The following is a 16,742-nucleotide window of genomic DNA, read 5'->3' as shown; positions in this document are numbered from 1 at the left end:
CTTCGCGACAATGGCCAGCGGGGGCTCCCCCAGTGGAGTGGCGGGCTCGGCTTGAACGACGATCATGAACTTGTATTGCTGAACTCAGCCGCGGTCGATCAGGTGGCCGACGATCTGCGGGCCCATCAGGACGGCCTCGCCCGAGCCGTCGCGGCGGGCGTCCGGGTCGGGCAGGTCGATCGGGTCACCGGTGTTGCTGGAACCGACCGGCCGCGGACCGACCCAGGCCACCGTCAGCCGGGTCTCGCCCTTGAGGAATCGCTGCACGCGGACGCCGCCGGTCGCCCGGCCCTTGGCCGGGTAGGACGCGAACGGGCTGACTTTGACCTGGGTGCCGGTCGAGGTCACCACCATCGGCTCGCCGTGGTCGTGGTCGGCCGTGGCGACCGCGTTGAACGAGATCGCCTCGGCCCCGGCCGACAGGTTGACGCCGGCCATGCCGCCGCCCTTGAGGCCCTGCGGCCGCACGTTCTTGGCCGGGAAGCGCAGCAACGCCGCGTCGGAGGTCACGAAGACCAGCGCCTCGGACCCGTCGGTCAGCCACGTGGCCTGCAGAACCTCGTCGCCCTCCTTGAGCGTGATCACCTCGAACTCGTCGGAGCGCACCGGCCACTCGGGGGCGCACACCTTGATCACGCCCTGCCGGGTGCCCATCGCGAGGCCCGGCGAGCCGGCCGCGGCCAACGGGGCCAGACCGACCACCTTCTCGCCCTTTTCCAGCGGGACCAGCTCGGACGCGGACATGCCGCCGCGGATCGACACCGTGCCCGACTGCTCGGGCAGCACCGGCAGCGGGAGCACGTCGGTCTTGAACGCGCGGCCCCGGTTGGTGACCAGCAGAATGCGGCCCCGCGCGGTCGAGTGCACCACGGCGCGTACGGCATCGTGCTTGACCCGCCCGGACCGGCGCCGGGCCTCCGTGGCCTCCTCGCTCTCGGCCGCCGTCCGGGCGATGAGCCCGGTCGCCGAGAGGATGACCTGACACGGGTCGTCGGCCACCTCGAGCGGCCCGGCCGGCGCGGACGCGGCCAGCACCTCTTTCAGGTCGCCGTCGATCAACGTGGTGCGCCGCTGCCCGCCGAACTCGGACGCCACCGCGGCCAGCTCGTCGGAGACAAGCTGCTGAAGCACGTCGAAGTTGTCGAGGATGTGGCTGAGCTCCGCGATCTCGCTCCGCAGCCGCTCCTGCTCGGTCTCGAGCTCGATGCGGTCGAAGCGGGTGAGCCGCCGCAACGGAGTGTCGAGAATGTACGTGGCCTGAATATCGCTGAGGCTGAATTCCTGCATGAGCGCGGCCTTGGCCGACGCCGCGTCGTCGCTGCCCCGGATGATCGCCACCACCCGGTCGATGTCGATCAGCGCGATGAGCAGGCCGTCGACCAGGTGCAGCCGGTCCTGTCGCTTGGTGCGGCGGAACTCGGTGCGCCGGGTGACCACGTCGTAGCGGTGCTGGACGAAGACCTCGAGCAACGCCTTGAGCCCGAGCGTCTGCGGCTGACCGTTGACCAGCACCAGGTTGTTGATGCCGAACGACGACTCGAGCGGGGTCAGCCGGTAGAGGTCGGCCAGCAGGGCCTGCGGGTTGACGCCCACCTTGCACTCGATGACCAGCCGGGTGCCGTGCTCACGGTCGGTGAGGTCCTTCACGTCGGCGATGCCTACCAGCCGGGCCGCCTGCCGCTGCCCCCGCTTGGGCCCGGAGACGATGAGCTTGCCCTTCACCTCATCGGTGATCGCCTCGATGATCTTCTCGGTGCCCACCCCGTACGGAAGTTCGGTGACGGTGATGGCCTGCCGCCCGCGCCCCCCTTCGAGCAACCCGGTCTGCGCCTTGGCCCGCATGCGCACCACACCACGCCCGGTCTCGTAGGCCCGCCGAACCTCGTCGAGCCCGAGCAACTGCCCACCGGTCGGCAAGTCAGGCCCGGGAACGAAGCGCATCAACTTGTCGAGACTCGCATCCGGATTCTTGATCAGATGCTGCGCCGCCGCCACCACCTCACCGAGGTTGTGCGGAATCATGTTGGTGGCCATGCCGACCGCAATGCCCGACGTGCCGTTCACCAGCAGATTGGGGAAGGCGGCGGGCAGCACCTTGGGTTCGAGATCGGACCCGTCATAGGTCGACTTGAAGTCGACCGTCCCCTCCCCCAGTTCGCCGACCAGCAACATCGCCTCACGCGACATGCGCGCCTCGGTGTATCTCGCTGCCGCCGGTCCGTCGTCCGGGCTCCCAAAATTTCCATGCCCGTCGATGAGTGGGGCGTTGAGCGAGAAGTCCTGGGCGAGCCGCACAAGAGCGTCGTAAATCGCGACATCCCCGTGCGGATGGTATTTACCCATCACATCGCCGACAACTCGGGCACTCTTCACATAGGGGCGATCGGGGCGGTGGTTCTGCTCCGACATCGACCAGAGGATGCGACGGTGCACCGGCTTCAGGCCGTCGCGGGCGTCGGGGAGGGCGCGCGAGTGGATGACCGAGTAGGCGTACTCGAGATAGGAGTCCTCGACCTCGGTGGTCAGCGGGTTGTCGATGACGTGGGCGCCGGCCTGGTCGAAAGCGGACAGGTCGACGCGGTTGTCGGTGTTCTTACGGCGTGCCATCTAGCTTCGGCCCCTCAGGCGTCGATCGTCTCTTGGTCGATGCGGCCCGCCGCCTCGATCAGCCAGTTCTTGCGCGGTTCGACACGCTCGCCCATCAGCAGCTCGAGGGTGGCCTCGGCGCGTTCGGCGTCGTCGAGCGTGATGCGCCGGACGGTGCGGGTGGCCGGGTTCATCGTGGTGTCCCACAGTTCGTCGGCGTCCATCTCGCCTAGGCCCTTGAATCGGCTGACCGGCTTGTTGACCGCGCCGCCCTCGCGCTCGATGCGGCTGACCGTCGCGTCCATCTCCTGCTGGGTGTAGGTGAAGATGGTCTGCGAGTTGCGGCCCTTGGTGACCACCTTGTGCAGCGGCGGCATGGCCGCGAAGAGCCGGCCCTGCTCGATCACCGGGCGCATGTACTTGGCGAACAGGGTGATCAGCAGCGTGCGGATGTGGGAGCCGTCGACGTCGGCGTCCGCCATGATCATGACGCGGCCGTAGCGCATGGAGCTCAGCTCGAACGTGCGGCCCGAGCCGGCTCCCAGCACCTGCACGATGGCCGAGCACTCGGCGTTGTCGAGCACCTGCTGGAGCGACGCCTTCTGGACGTTGAGGATCTTGCCGCGGATGGGCAGCAGCGCCTGGTATTCCGAGCTGCGGGCCATGCGCGCGGTGCCGAGGGCGCTGTCGCCCTCGACGATGTAGAGCTCGGAACGGGAGATGCCGGTGGCGCGGCAGTCGACCAGCTTGGGCGGCATCGAGGCGCCCTCGAGGGCGGTCTTGCGGCGGGCCGCGTCCTTCTGTTGCTTCTGGGTGAGGCGGACGCGGGCGGCGTCGACCACCTTCTGCAGGACGGTGCGGGCCTCGGCCTTGGTCCTGCGACCGTCGATCCATTCCTTGATGTGCGCCTCGACCAGGCCCTGGAGCACGCGGGTGATGCCGGCCGTGGACAGCTCGTCCTTGGTCTGGGAGGTGAACTGCGGCTCGGGGATGCGCACGTGGATGACCGCGGTCATGCCCTCGAGCAGGTCGTCGAGGACGGGCGGGTCTTCCTTGGGCTTGAGCAGGCCGCGCGTGTTGCGGATGGCCTCGGTCAGCGCTCGTACGAGGGCTCGCTCGAAGCCCTTGCGGTGGGTGCCGCCGTGCGTGTTGCGGATCGTGTTGGTGAAGCACTCGATCGTGCGCTCGTAGCCGGTGCCCCACCGGAAGGCGATCTCGACCTCGGCCCGGCGCTCGACGTTGGACTGCATCACGCCGTTGGCGTCGGCCGCGTTTTCCTTGTACGTGCCCTCGCCGTTGACCTGCAGCAGGCCGGAGACCGGCTTGTCGCCCGCGTGGGTCAGGAACTCGACCATGTCGGTGAGCCCGTGCGGGAAGTGGAAGGTCTCGTTCGTCGTCTCCTCGGCCGTCTCGTCGCGCAGCGTGTACATCACGCCGGGGACGAGGAACGCCGTGTTGCGCAGCTTGGCGCGGACGGCGTCGACGTCGAGCCGGGCGCCCGTCTCGAAGTACCGCGCGTCGTACCAGTAGCGGATGGACGTGCCGGTGGGCTCGCCGCGCTTCATCTTGCGGACGACGCGCAGCCCGGACTCGGGATGAAAACGGGCCTGCGGGCCGGGACCGTCGAAGGAGCCGGGCACGCCGCGCTGGAACGAGATCTCGTGGACCTTGCCCTCGCGCTTGACGGTGACGTCGAAGCGCAGCGAGAGCGCGTTGACCGCGGAGGCGCCGACGCCGTGCAGGCCGCCGGACGTCTTGTAGCCCGAGCCGCCGAACTTGCCGCCGGCGTGCAGGCGGGTGAGCACGAGCTCGACGCCGTTGAGGCCGGACTTGGTGTTGATCGCGGTCGGGATGCCGCGCCCGTCGTCGTCGACCTGCAGCGAGCCGTCGGCGTGCAGGATGACGGCCACCTTGGTGGCGTGACCGCCGACGCCCTCGTCGGTGCAGTTGTCGATGATCTCGTTGGCGAGGTGGTTGATGCCCCGGCTGTCGGTGGAGCCGATGTACATGCCCGGGCGTTTCCGGACGGCGTCCAGCCCCTCCAGGTGCGTGAGGTCATCAGCCCCGTACAGGATCTCCGCGGTCACGAGGTGGCACTCCCGATCAGCCCAAGGTGGTGGTCAATTCGCGGCGAGCCTACCGGGACCCCCCGACACTTCTGGTCAACCGAGCCGGGAGGGCCCACCTGTGAACAGATAATTCGGACAAAAGAAACGGTTGGTGACCTACAACACGCGTCACGCCGCGGCCGGCACCGCCCACAGGTGGCGCGTCGCCGTGCGGGCGTACTGCGGGCCCAGCGCTCGCCAGAGGTCGAGCGGCCGCGGCTTGCCCGACACCCGTACGGGCGGAAGCTCCTGATACGCGACCAACTGGTCGGTGACCGCCCGCGTCCCGGCGCAGACCACCACGGTGTCGTGCGGCGCGTACGCCTGCAGGCGCGCGGCCGTGACCACCACACTGCCGCTGATCATGCCGTGCCCGAACTCGCGCGTCGCGTCCAGGTCGACGATGACGTCGCCGGTCGCGAGCCCGACCCGGGTCCGGACGGCGAACCGGCCGGCCAGGAGACGCCCCCTCAACGCCTCCTGGACCGACAGGCCCACCCGCACCGCCGCAGCGGCGGCCTCCGCGCCGAAGCCGCCCGGGCCGGTGCCGAACACCGCCATCACCGCGTCCCCGACGTACTTCTCCACCACTCCGCCGCCCGCGCGGACCACGTCGGACACGATGCCGAAGTAGTCGCGCTGCAACGCGCGGACGTCCGCGCAGTCCAAGTCGTCGACCAGTGAGGTGAAGCCCACGATGTCGATGAAGAGGACGGTGACGGTCTGACGCCGCTCCTGCTCCGCCATAGCGATTGCGGTCATGTCTTCACGCTCCCCCAGGTCACTGCTTGCCCCGGGAGTACGGTGCCAGCCGCAGTCGCGTAGCGGATCTGCAGAACGACGTATCTCCGACAGTGTGTTGACCTTGTCGCGGTCCGGTCACTCATGTGACCGAGAACCGACCGAACCGCCGAGAACGTGTCGGGTCGCTGGGCATTAGGGTGACCTTCATGGCCGGCGAGGGGGACGACGGGCCACTTGTCGGACGCACCGGCACGTTGGCTCAGATCAGGTCCGACCTGCGCAACGCGGGATCGGGTGGCACCTCCGCGGTGTTCGTCACCGGGGAGAGCGGAGTGGGCAAGAGCCGACTGCTCCGCGAGACCGTCCTGTCCATGCGTGACGCGGGTTTCGCCGTGCTGTCCGGCACCTGCCTCGACATCGGCGACGCCTCGCCGTTGCATCCCGTTCTTCAGGCCTTGCGGCAGTTCGACCACAATGTTCAGCCCGCCGGATCCGCGGGCGCCCTGCTCGACCGGGTCTCGCAAGACCTGCGGGCGGTGGCCGGCGAGCGCCGTCTGCTGCTGGTGCTCGACGACCTGCAGTGGGCCGACCGCAGCACCCGCCAGCTGCTGCTCTATCTGCTGGCCGGCCTGGGCGACGTCAAGATAGCCGTGCTGGCGGCGGTCCGGGCCGAGGCGCTGCAGGGCGCCCACCCGCTGCGCAAGGTGCTGGCCGAGCTGCGGCGCCTGCGGTCGGTCCGGGTGGTCGAGCTCGCTCCGCTCGACCGTGACCAGACCGTCGAGCTGGTCACCGCGATCACCGGCGGCCGGGTCGAGAGCGAGGACGCCGACCAGGTCTACAAGCGCAGCGGCGGCAACCCCTTCGTGGCCGAGGAGCTGGCCCGTGACCTGCGCGACGGCCGGGTCGAGCTGTCCGACACGCTGCGCGAGATCTTCCTGTCCCGGGTCGACGAGCTGCCTCCGAACGCCCACTCGGTGGTCCACGCGATCGCGGCCGGGGTCGAGCCGGTCGGCCACGACGTGCTGGCCCGGGTAGTGCCGCTGCCCGAGGCTGAGCTGATCGAGGCGGTCCGGGCCGCGGTCGCCCACCGGTTCGTGGCCAGCGCCGACGACGGCTACCGGCTGCGCCACCGCCTGGTGGCCGAGGTGCTGGCCGGCGAGGTGCTGCCGGCCGAGGCCACGGTTCTGCACCGGCGCTTCGCCGAGGCGCTGGCGGAGGCGGGCGGCACGCCCGATCACGCCCGCCTGGCCCATCACTGGCAGAAGGCCGGCGAGCCGGGCCGCGCGCTGCCCTCGGTGATCGCCTCGGCCCGGTCGGCCGAGAAGCTGTACGGCTTCACCGAGGCCCACCGCTACTGGTCGTCAGCGCTCGAGCTGACCACAGACGACGCGCCCGAGCGCACCGAGCTGCTGGCCCACGCGGCCGAGTCGGCTCACCAGTGCGGCGAGCACCTGCGGGCCCTGTCCCGCCTCGACGACCTGTCCCGGCGGCCCGACGCGCCCAGCCAGTGCGACCTGCACCTGCGACGGGCGCGCTACCTGGCCGCCGCCGGGCGCACGGCCACCGCCGAGGCGGAATACGAGCGGGCTCTCGAGGCTTCCGACTGCTCCCCCCGCCAGCGGGCCTCCGCCGCGGCCTACCTGGCCGAACTGCTGCTGCATCTGGGTCGTTACGCCGACGCCAACGCACGCGCCGTCGACGCGCTCGAGATGGCCGAGGTCAACGGATCGACGGCCGATCTCGTACGGGCCAGTGCCGCGCTCGGCTTCAGCGCCGCGTTCCGCGAGGACCCCGACGCCGGGCTGGCCGTGATCCGCAACGCCGTCGACATCGCCGAGCGCAGCGGACACCCCGACGAGCTGGGCGTCGCCTACCTGCACCTGGCCGAGCTGCTGACCGGCCCGCTCAACAACATCGAAGAGGGCGTGCTCGTGGCCCGCCGCGGCGCCGAGAGGCTGGCCGCGCTGGGCGCGGGCCGCACCTACCAGACTCGGCTGCTCGCCATCGCCGCCAACGGCCTGTTCCGGGTCGGGCAGTGGAGCGAGGCCGACGCGGTGCTGGCCGACGCCATGCGGCACCGGCCGTCCGGCGCCGACGCGGTCGAACTGCTGCTGGCCCGCTGCCGGCTCTGGGTCGGCTTCGGCGACATCGACGCGGCCCACCGCGACCTCGACGCCGTGGCCACGCTGCTGGCCGGGGGCGGGGCGCGGCACGTGCTGCCGATGCTCACGCTGCGGGCCGGGCTGGCCATGTGGCAGGGCGAGCACCCGACCGCGCGGGCGGCGGTGCAGCGCGGGCTCACCGAGACCCGCTCCGACGACCTGGTGCTCATCGGCGTGCTGGCCTGGCACGGCCTGCGGGCCGAGGCCGAGGCGTTCGCGGCCGGCCAGCCGGTCGACGCCGGGGCGCTGCGCCGGCTCAAGGTGGCGGCCGAGCGGATGGCGGCCGGGGTCGGCAATGCGGCCCTGCCCGTACGCGGGGTGATCGACGGCTACCTCGACCTGTGCGCCGCCGAGCTGAGCCGCATCGAGGGCCGGCAGGACCCGGCGCCGTGGGCCAAGGCCGCCGCCACCTGGGACAAGCGGCGGCAGCCGTACCCGGCGGCGTATTCGCGGCTGCGGCAGGCTGAGGCAGCCCTGCAGCGCCGCACGCGGAAGGCGGCGGCGATCGGGGCGCTGCGGGAGGCGTACGCCACGGCGATCGCGATGGGGGCGCGCCCGTTCGCGGCCGAGATCGTCGGGGTCGCTCAGCGCTACAAGGTGGCGCTCGCCGATGACATCCCCACCGTGCCGCTGATCGAGACGGACACCAAGGACGAGCTGAGCGTGCTCACCACCCGCGAGCGTGAGGTGCTGTCGGCGCTGGCCGAGGGGCTGACCAACCGCGAGATCGGCGAGCGGTTGTTCATCAGCGAGCGCACGGTCGGTGTCCACGTCGGGCACATCTTCGACAAGCTCCAGGTACGCACGAGGGTGCAGGCGAGCCGGGTCTTCCTGACCGCGGCGTGACCTTTTCGTTATCTTCCGGCCTTCCGCGCGCCACGAATACGTAGATCTACCGATCCCTACGTACGCGGGCTTTGGAAGTCTTTGGCCACGGGGGAGCACCACCCGGCGGCCACCGCCGCCGGGTGGTGCTAGGGGGCCCTCCGCCGATGTTCGTGGAGGAGAACCGATGAGCCAGTCGGTCTGGGGACCTGTGCAACGGGAGATGACCGATCTCCTGCAAGGCCACCCCGACGACGTCCCCGCCGTGGTCGAGCAGCTCAAGGCGCTGCAGGACGTCCTGGGTCACGTGCCACCGCTGCGGCGGGAGAACCCGCTGTGCGACTTCAACCAGCTCTACCTGACGATCACCGAGGGTGTGCTGGAGCGGTTGTACGCCGGCAAGTTCAAGGATCCGGCCTTCCTGTCCCGCCTGGACGTGGAGTTCGCGGCCCGTTACTTCGACGCGCTGCGGGCCTGGGCCGGCGCCGGGACGAGCCCGCGCTGCCCCGAGGTGTGGGCCTGCCTGTTCCAGCGCATCCCGGGACCGGACTGCCGTCCGCTGCCGTCGGCCTGCGCCGGCGTCAACGCGCACATCAACTTCGACCTGCCGTTCGCGCTGGTCACCACGTTCGACCACCTGGGCAGCGACCCGGTCGACGACAGCGACCAGCACCACGACTACCTCGAGATCAACGACATCTTCGCCGAGGCGATCCCCGGGCTGCGGCGCGGCTACCTCGAGAAGTGGCAGCTGCTGATCGACACGATGAACGGCTGCCTCGACGACTGGTGGCAGGGCGAGGCCGTGGAATACACCCGCAACGTGGCCTGGCGGAACGCGCAGAAGCTGTGGGGCGTACGCCACGACATGCTGGCCACCGACCGCGAGCGCGCCGGCCTCGACAAGACGGCCGCCGGCCTCAGCAAGCTGCTGCTCTCGCCGCTCGGCTCATTCCTGCAATGACGCCCGGGCCGTCAGATAGCGCTGTTCGGGGCCACTGGTGGTGAGTTTGGCCGCGGCCAGATACGCCTCGCGCGCCTGCTCGGCGAAGCCCGCTTGCTCCAGCAGGTGGGCCCGCACCGCGGCCAGGCGGTGGTTGCCGGCCATCCGCTCGTCGCCGGCCAGCTCGCCGATCAGGGCCAGCCCGGCCAGCGGCCCCCGGGTGCGAGCGACGGCGACGGCCCGGTTCAGCGTCACCACCGGCCCGGGCGAGATGGTTTCGAGCACCTCGTACAGCGCGAGGATCTGCGCCCAGTCCGTTCGGGCGTCGGACTCGGCCTCGTCGTGCAGCGCGGCGATCGCGGCCTGCACCTGGTACGGCCCGATCGGCCCGCGCCCGAGCGTCGCCGACACCAGCGCGACCCCCTCGGTGATCCGGTCCTTGCTCCACAGTGAACGGTCCTGGCGGTCGAGCGGCACCAGCTCGCCCCCGGGCGTCGTGCGGGCCGCCCGGCGCGCGTCGGTGAGCAGCATCAACGCGAGCAGCCCGGCCGTCTCGTGGTCGCCCGGCACGAGGTCGCGCAGCAGCCGCGTCAACCGGATCGCCTCACCGGTCAGCTCGGCCCGCTGCAGCTCCGGCCCGCCGCTCGCCGTGTAACCCTCGTTGAAGATCAGGTACAGCACCTGCCGTACGACCTTGAGCCGCTCGACCCGTTCCGCGCCCGGCGCCGGAGCCGGGAAGTCCGCCCCGCTCTTGCGGATGGCTTGCTTGGCCCGGCTGATCCGCTGAGCCATGGTCGGCTCCGGCACCAGGAACGCCGCCGCGATCTCGCCCGTGGTGAGACCGCCGGCCGCCCGCAGGGTCAGCGCGAGCTGCGACGGCGGCGAGAGCGACGGGTGGGCGCAGAGAAAGAGCAGAGCCAGCGTGTCGTCCCGGTCGGGCGCGTCGCCCCCGGCGTCGGCCAGCACGTCGGCCGTCTCGCGCCGGCGCCGAGCGCTGTCACTGCGGAACTCGTCGACCAGCCGCCGGGTGGCCACCGAGATCAGCCACGACCGCGGGTTGGCCGGGACGCCCTCGCGGGGCCACTGCACCGCGGCCGCGAGCAGCGCTTCCTGCACAGCATCCTCGGCCGCGTCGAACTGCCCGTACCGGCGTACGAGCGCCCCCAGCACCTGCGGCGCCAGCTCACGCAGCACCCCGTCCAAGACCCGCGGCTCACTCACTTTCCGCGCCTCTCAACCCACCCAGCTCAGTTCTCGGCGTGGTCGGGCGGACCGTCCGGGACCTCGCGCAGCTCGACCTTGCGCGCCCAGAACGCGACCCGGCCGGCCAGCTCGACCGCCCGTTCCTCCCCCGGCACCTCGAGGATCCAGAACCCGGCCAGCGATTCCTTGGTCTCCGCGTACGGTCCGTCGGTGACCGCCACCTGCCCGTCCTCGTAACTCACGATCTTGGCGGTGGACGGGAAGGCCAGCCCGCGCGCCTCGACCAGCTCCCCGGTCCGGGCCAGTTCGGTGTTGAAGTCGCCCATGAACGTCATCATGTCGCGCACCCAGGCCGGGTCGGCCGTGGCCGCCATCTCGCCGCCGTCACCGAACATCATCACGATGTACTTCATCGCCGGAACCCCTCTCGTTCGCTGCTGTCGACCGGTAGTCGGAGCCGACCGCCCGCTCTCGACATGGCCCGCCACAATTCTTTGCCTGCTTCCGCCGAGACCGCTGACCCCCGTACGAAGGACGGCGCGAAGCTGGGAAGTCTTGTGAGGCACAGCATTTCCGGCGCTGAGTGCCGGCCGCAACCGGAGTCAGCCGATCTGCGAACGAATCGCTGTCTTGCGGCCGACGGTGCGCAGAAGGGTTCAGTATTTGAACTGGTTGACGAGTTGATGCAGCGTAGAGCTCATTCGGGCGACCTCCGCGACGGAGGACCTGGTGTTGACGATGGCGTTCGACGTCTGTGCGGCCGCAGCGGAGACGGAGGTGACGCTGGTGGAGATATCCTGGCTGCCGTTGGAGGCGTCACTGATGTTGCGGGCCATCTCGGCGGTGGTAGCAGTCTGCTCCTCCACGGCCGAAGCGATCGTCGTCTGGTAGTCGTTGACCTGCAGCACGATCCCGCTCATTTGGGTGATCGCCTCGGCGGTGGCGGTGGCGCTGTTCTGGATGTCGGTGACTCGCTGGCTGATGTCCCCGGTGGCGCGGGCGGTCTCCTGGGCGAGGTCCTTGACCTCGGAAGCCACCACGGCGAAGCCCTTGCCGGCGTCACCGGCCCGGGCTGCTTCGATCGTCGCGTTCAGCGCCAGCAGGTTGGTCTGTTCCGCGATCGCCGTGATCAACTTGATCACATTGCTGATCTCGGCCGACGATTCACCGAGCGTGGCGACGGTCCTCGTCGCCTCTTGCGCCACCCGGACTGCCTCGGCGCCGGCCCGGCTGGCATCGGAGGCGTTGGAAGCGATCTCACGGATTGAGGCACCCATCTGTTCGGCGCCCGCGGCGACCGTGGTGAGCGCGCCGCTCATGGTCGTGGAGGCCCCGGCGACTCCGCCGATCTCACGGGAGCTGTGCTCGGCGGAACCGGCAATCTGCTGCGTGCCGGTGGACAACTGTTCCGAGGCCGCAGCCAGTGACGTGGCCTGTTCGCCGATCTGCCGGATGATGGCGGCGAGCTTGTCCACGAAGCGGTTGAAGACAGCGCCGAGCGTCCCGAATTCGTCGCGTCCCCGCGCGTCGACGCGCTGGGTCAGGTCACCCTCGCCGTCAGCGATCTCTCGAAGGCGATCCGTCAACGCGCTCAGCGGGCGCAGGATGCTGCGCGACACGAGTAAGGCGAGCACCAGGACGAGAAGCGCCGCGACACCGACTCCGACTTCGATGGTCGTCCGCGATCCCGAAGCGGTGTCCGCGGTGAGTTTGCCGCGTATGGCCAGCAGGCTCGACTCCGCCGCCGCCATCTCGTCGAGCAGCGACCTGATCTGGTCCATCACCGCCTTGCCCTTGTTGGTCAGGACCGCGGCTTGCGCCGCCTCGAAGCCCTTCGCGCGGCGCAGATCGATCGTTTCCTTCATCTCAGCGAATTTCGCCGTGATCAGCGGGCGCAGGGTCGCGATGCGTTGCTGCTGGGTCGCGTTGTCGGCGGTTAGCACAGCGACCGCGTCCACCGCGGAGGTGGTTGCCGACGAGGCATTGTCGTACGGCGTGAGGTAAGCGTCCGCGCCGGTGATGAGGAAACCACGCTGGCCTGTCTCGGCGTCCTTCAACAACTCCTTGATGCCGTCCAGCGCGTCCAGCACCTCGTAGGTATGGACGACCTGGCCGCTGGTCTCTTCCAGCGTGTTGGTGTTGCGGTAAGCGAGAACACCGACCACACACAGGACCACCAGCGGAACTACGAAGGCTCCGATCAGGCGGGCATTCACCCGGTACAACCATCCCACGGCACACCACTCAATCGAGGTGATTCAAGCTGAGACCCGCGTAGCCGCAGACGGCTACAACCGATCATCCGCCAAGATCACTCTTGACGAAGGCCGTTCACGACAAGGAGACCCGCTTTCCGGCGGGGCGTGCCGGCACCGTGGCGCCACGGGCTGCCCGGGCCGAGAAGCCTCAAGCCGACTCGCGCTCGACCAGGGCCGGCTCGTAGATGACCGACGAGACCCGCATGCCCGGGTCGTCGATGCGGGCCAGCAGCAGGCGGGCGGCTTCGGCGGCCATGTCTTCCAGCGGGTGCCGGACGGTGGTCAGGGCCGGCGAGGCGGCCACCGCCGCGCTGCTGTCGTCGAAGCCGACCACGGCGACGTCCTCGGGCACGCGGCGGCCGGCCTCGCGCAGCACGGCCAGGGCGCCCAGCGCCATCAAGTCGTTGGCAACGAACACTCCGTCGAGGTGGGGGTGGCCGGCCAGGAGCGCGCGCATGGCCGCCTCACCGCTGTCGCGGGTGAAGTTGCCGGATTCGATCGGCACCCAGCCGTGCCCACGGCGGGCCAGGGCCCGGCGGAAACCCGCCACGCGGTCGCTGCTGGCCGGCACGTCGGCCGGGCCCGAGATCATGCCGATCCGCTGGCAGTCGCGGGCGAGCAGGTGTTCCGCGGCGAGCGCGGCGCCGGTGTCGTTGGCCAGATCCACGTAGTCGATCGGCACCGGCTCGGCCGGGCGGCCGATCAGCACGGCGGGGACGCCGCCCTCGGTGAGCATGCGCGGCAGCGGGTCGACCGCGGGCAGGGACAGCACGATCGCGCCGTCGGCCTGGCCGTTGCGCAGGTCGCCGACGAGCCGCTTGCGGCCGTCGTCGGTGCCGACGATCTGGAGCGCCAGCTGGACGCCCCGCCGGCGCAGCACGCTCATCAGCCCGCCCACGACCCGGCCGAAGTACGGATCGGCGAAGAAGCGGCTCATGAACGGGTCGTCGTCGTGCGACTCGGAGTCGGAGACGACCAGCGCGACGGTGCCCGTGCGGCGGGTGACCAGCGAGCGGGCCAGCCGGTTGGGCACGTAGCCGGTGCGGCCCACCGCGTCCCACACGACCTCGTGGAGCTGGGGGTCGACGTTGCGGATCCCGTTGATCACCCGGGAGACGGTGGCTCGGGACACGCCGGCGATCCGGGCCACGTCCTCGAGGGTCGGGAGCCGCTCGGTTCGCATAGACGTCTTTATAGCACAGAGGGAGAGCGCTCTCCGTGGGCGCTCCGGAGCGACGAGGCGAAGTTCCGGAACCAGCAGAAACGCGCGTACGTATTGACGGCCTTGACATCTCGGCGTAACACTCGGAAAGCGCTCTCCAACCCCGAAGGAGACCTCGTGAATCCCCTACGCCCCCGGCGCATCCTGACCCTGAGCGCGGTCGCGGCCCTCACCGCGACCGCTGTCCTCACCGGTGTCCACGCTGCTCAGGCTGCCGACACCCTGCTTTCGCAAGGCCGTCCCGTGCTCGCCTCGTCGACCGAGAACGGTGGCGCCCCCGCCGCCGGGGCGGTCGACGGCAACCTCACCACCCGGTGGGGCAGCGCATGGAGCGACCCGCAGTGGCTCCGCGTCGACCTCGGCGGCACGGCCACCATCAGCCAGGTCAAGCTGACCTGGGAGGCCGCGTACGCCAAGTCCTTCCAGATCCAGACCTCGGCCGACGGCAACAATTGGTCGAACGTCTACAGCACCACCACGGCCACCGGCGGCACCCAGACGGTGCCGGTCACCGGCTCCGGCCGCTACGTGCGGATGTACGGAACGCAGCGGGGCACCGGCTACGGCTACTCGCTGTACGAGTTCCAGGTGTACGGAACGCTCACCTCCACACCGCCGACGAGCGGCCCGGGTTACGTGCCGGCCGACCCGCCGGTGACCGGCGTGATCCCGTCGACCGCGACGCCGCCCGACACCAACCCGCCCACGACCCACCACGAGTTCCAGATGAACTGCTCGGTGAGCCGCAGCAACCTCAACGACGACCCGATCGTCTTCCCCGGGCTGCCCGGCGCCTCGCACTCGCACACGTTCATGGGCAACACCACCACGAACGCCGGTACGACGTACGCCAGCCTCAAGGCCGGCAACACCTCGTGCATCACGCCCGGTGACAAGACCGGTTACTGGATGCCGACCCTGCTGAACGGCGACACCGCCGTGCAGCCGGTGGGCCGGCAGGTCATCTACTACAAGTCGGGCGTCATCGACTACCGCAGCGTGCGGCCGTTCCCGGCCGGCCTGCGGTACCTGGTCGGCAGCCCGACCGCCACGATCGACGATTTCCGCAACCACCCGGGCGCGGTCGAGGGCTTCGAGTGCGGCGACCTGTCGTTCAACTGGGACATCCCGGCCAACTGCGCGCCGGGAACCCAGCTCAACGTCCGGTTCCAGGCCCCCAGCTGCTGGAACGGGCTGCACCTGGACACGCCCGATCACAAGAGCCACATGGCCTACCCCGTGCTGGGGGTCTGCCCGGCCTCGCACCCGGTGGCCGTCCCGATGATCGAGTTCAAGATGGCCTGGCCGGTCAGCGGCAACATGGCAGGAGTCCGCTTCTCCAGCGGACGCGGATTCTCGTTCCACTACGACGTGTTCAACGCCTTCGACGGGGCGACGCTGGCCGCCCTGGTCCGCCACTGCATCAACGGCGGCCTGCAGTGCGACCCGCGTGGCTACGACCTCTACAAGCCGGAACGGGGCGCGGCCCTCAACCAGAACTACGAACTGCCGTAACCGATCGCTGAAGGAACGGGCGCCGTCTTTATCGACGGCGCCCGTTTTCCTATTCGGCCGGTGCGCTCGGCATTGTGGACAGTGCGACCCCGCGGGTGCGCAGAATCTGCAACGCCAAATCGCGGGTCTGCGGCTCGACCCCCGATTTCTCCTCGCTGCGGGCCAGGCTCTCGCTCTGTTCCAGGTGGGCCCGGATGTGCTTGGTGACCGTCTCGTCGAAGGCGGCGCCGGCCAGCGAGGCGGCCTCGCGCACCTGCTCGGCGGTGACCATGCCGGGCATCGGCATGCCCTCGTGCGGGTTCTCGTCGGGCAGGCCGGCCCGCGCGTGGAGCTGGCGCAGAATGCTCAGCTCGGCCTCGGTGAACGCCTTGACCTGCACGGCCATGGCCAGCGTGGCCGGCGTCGTGGTGCGCTTGGGCACCAGCGTGAGCAGCGGCAGCACCTGCTCGTCCATCGCGATGTTGATCTCGATCCAGGCCAGGTCGGTGCCGCCGAAGCCGGCCGCCGCGACGGGCGCCGCCGAGGCGCCGGCGGAGGGGGTGGTGGCGGCGTCACTCCCCGTCGCCGAGCAGCCCGCCAATCCGAGCACACCGACGAGCAGCAGACGGGGAAAAGCTTTCACGTCCGCGATTCTGACCGTTTAACGGCATCGGTGTCAATGAGTCGATATTGATGGATGTTTTTGTTATTCGCGCTCTCGTTCCCCGTCGCACATGATGGGAATTACGCGCTCTCCCAGAGGCCGATGAGATTGCCCTCGGTGTCGTGGAAGTAGGCGCTGAAGCCCATCGTGCCGACCGGGGACCGGCCGATGGCCACCTTGCCACCCAGTTTCTCGATCCGGGCCACCGCGTCGTCGATGCTGTCGACCCCGATGGTGATGACCGGGGCGGTGATGGGCCCCTGGCGGGCCAGCAGGCCACCGTTGATGCCGCCCTCGGTGGGCCGGCCCTGGTCGTCGGCCGGCGTCGTCGTGGCCAGCGAATATTGATAATTGGGCATCGAGTTGAGCTGCCAGCCGAAGGCCTGGGCATAGAACGTCGTGGCGCGCTCGCCGTCCTCGAACGGCACCTCGAAGTGGATCACCTTGTCCATCTCGCCACCTCCTCGCCGACGACCCTAGAACTCCGGGCACGGCGCGAGAAGGGTCGAAAGTACGGGGTCATCCTGACGAAG

Annotated in this window: 12 protein-coding genes; 3 read left to right on the top strand and 9 right to left on the bottom strand. The window is 70.0% G+C overall.

Features of this window, described 5'->3' with window-relative positions; all coding sequences use genetic code 11:
• Nucleotides 1-84 precede the first annotated feature (84 nt).
• The 3 genes from KXC43_RS20905 to KXC43_RS20895 form a co-directional block, all read right to left on the bottom strand.
• A complete protein-coding gene (locus KXC43_RS20905) occupies nucleotides 85-2,607 on the bottom strand; it encodes a DNA gyrase/topoisomerase IV subunit A (protein WP_221377781.1) in 2,523 nt (840 codons plus the stop codon).
• A gap of 14 nt (nucleotides 2,608-2,621) precedes the next feature.
• Entirely contained in the window at nucleotides 2,622-4,673 is a 2,052-nt protein-coding gene (locus tag KXC43_RS20900; RefSeq protein ID WP_221377780.1) for a DNA gyrase/topoisomerase IV subunit B, read from the bottom strand.
• A gap of 150 nt (nucleotides 4,674-4,823) precedes the next feature.
• Nucleotides 4,824-5,456 (bottom strand): adenylate/guanylate cyclase domain-containing protein, encoded by a 633-nt coding sequence (locus tag KXC43_RS20895; RefSeq protein WP_221377779.1) that lies wholly within the window; start codon nucleotides 5,454-5,456, stop codon nucleotides 4,824-4,826.
• 188 nt (nucleotides 5,457-5,644) lie between these two features.
• Here KXC43_RS20895 and KXC43_RS20890 point away from each other — a divergent pair, with 188 nt between their 5' ends.
• Nucleotides 5,645-8,446, top strand: coding sequence for an ATP-binding protein (locus KXC43_RS20890; RefSeq protein ID WP_221377778.1), 2,802 nt, complete (start codon nucleotides 5,645-5,647; stop codon nucleotides 8,444-8,446).
• Nucleotides 8,447-8,612: 166 nt separating this feature from the next.
• Complete coding sequence (locus KXC43_RS20885) at nucleotides 8,613-9,389, top strand: DUF5995 family protein (RefSeq protein WP_221377777.1); 777 nt, start codon at nucleotides 8,613-8,615, stop codon at nucleotides 9,387-9,389.
• Here the strand turns inward: KXC43_RS20885 and KXC43_RS20880 are convergent.
• The 4 genes from KXC43_RS20880 to KXC43_RS20865 all read right to left on the bottom strand — a co-directional run bounded on the left by KXC43_RS20880 (nucleotide 9,375) and on the right by KXC43_RS20865 (nucleotide 14,012).
• Nucleotides 9,375-10,589 (bottom strand): RNA polymerase sigma factor, encoded by a 1,215-nt coding sequence (locus KXC43_RS20880; protein ID WP_221377776.1) that lies wholly within the window; start codon nucleotides 10,587-10,589, stop codon nucleotides 9,375-9,377. The genes KXC43_RS20885 and KXC43_RS20880 overlap by 15 nt on opposite strands.
• 26 nt (nucleotides 10,590-10,615) lie before the next feature.
• A complete protein-coding gene (locus KXC43_RS20875) occupies nucleotides 10,616-10,984 on the bottom strand; it encodes a YciI family protein (RefSeq protein ID WP_221377775.1) in 369 nt (122 codons plus the stop codon).
• A gap of 243 nt (nucleotides 10,985-11,227) precedes the next feature.
• On the bottom strand, nucleotides 11,228-12,787 hold the full coding sequence (locus KXC43_RS20870; protein WP_221377774.1) for a methyl-accepting chemotaxis protein: 1,560 nt from the start codon (nucleotides 12,785-12,787) through the stop codon (nucleotides 11,228-11,230).
• A gap of 190 nt (nucleotides 12,788-12,977) precedes the next feature.
• Nucleotides 12,978-14,012 (bottom strand): LacI family DNA-binding transcriptional regulator, encoded by a 1,035-nt coding sequence (locus KXC43_RS20865; RefSeq protein WP_221377773.1) that lies wholly within the window; start codon nucleotides 14,010-14,012, stop codon nucleotides 12,978-12,980.
• 156 nt (nucleotides 14,013-14,168) lie between these two features.
• Here KXC43_RS20865 and KXC43_RS20860 point away from each other — a divergent pair, with 156 nt between their 5' ends.
• A complete protein-coding gene (locus tag KXC43_RS20860; protein ID WP_438870904.1) occupies nucleotides 14,169-15,566 on the top strand; it encodes a DUF1996 domain-containing protein in 1,398 nt (465 codons plus the stop codon).
• Nucleotides 15,567-15,615: 49 nt separating this feature from the next.
• On the opposite strand, the gene KXC43_RS20855 is transcribed toward KXC43_RS20860, so the two are convergent.
• Nucleotides 15,616-16,188 carry a DUF305 domain-containing protein gene (locus tag KXC43_RS20855; RefSeq protein WP_221377772.1) on the bottom strand — a complete coding sequence of 191 codons (573 nt, stop codon included), beginning with the start codon at nucleotides 16,186-16,188 and terminating at the stop codon, nucleotides 15,616-15,618.
• Between the two features lie 101 nt (nucleotides 16,189-16,289).
• Complete coding sequence (locus KXC43_RS20850) at nucleotides 16,290-16,661, bottom strand: VOC family protein (RefSeq protein ID WP_221377771.1); 372 nt, start codon at nucleotides 16,659-16,661, stop codon at nucleotides 16,290-16,292.
• Nucleotides 16,662-16,742 lie beyond the last annotated feature (81 nt).

The organism is Paractinoplanes polyasparticus (assembly GCF_019710575.1).
GTDB lineage: Bacteria > Actinomycetota > Actinomycetes > Mycobacteriales > Micromonosporaceae > Actinoplanes > Actinoplanes polyasparticus.
The sequence above is the reverse complement of the archived record's forward strand: the minus strand, read 5'-3'. Positions and strand labels throughout refer to the sequence as shown.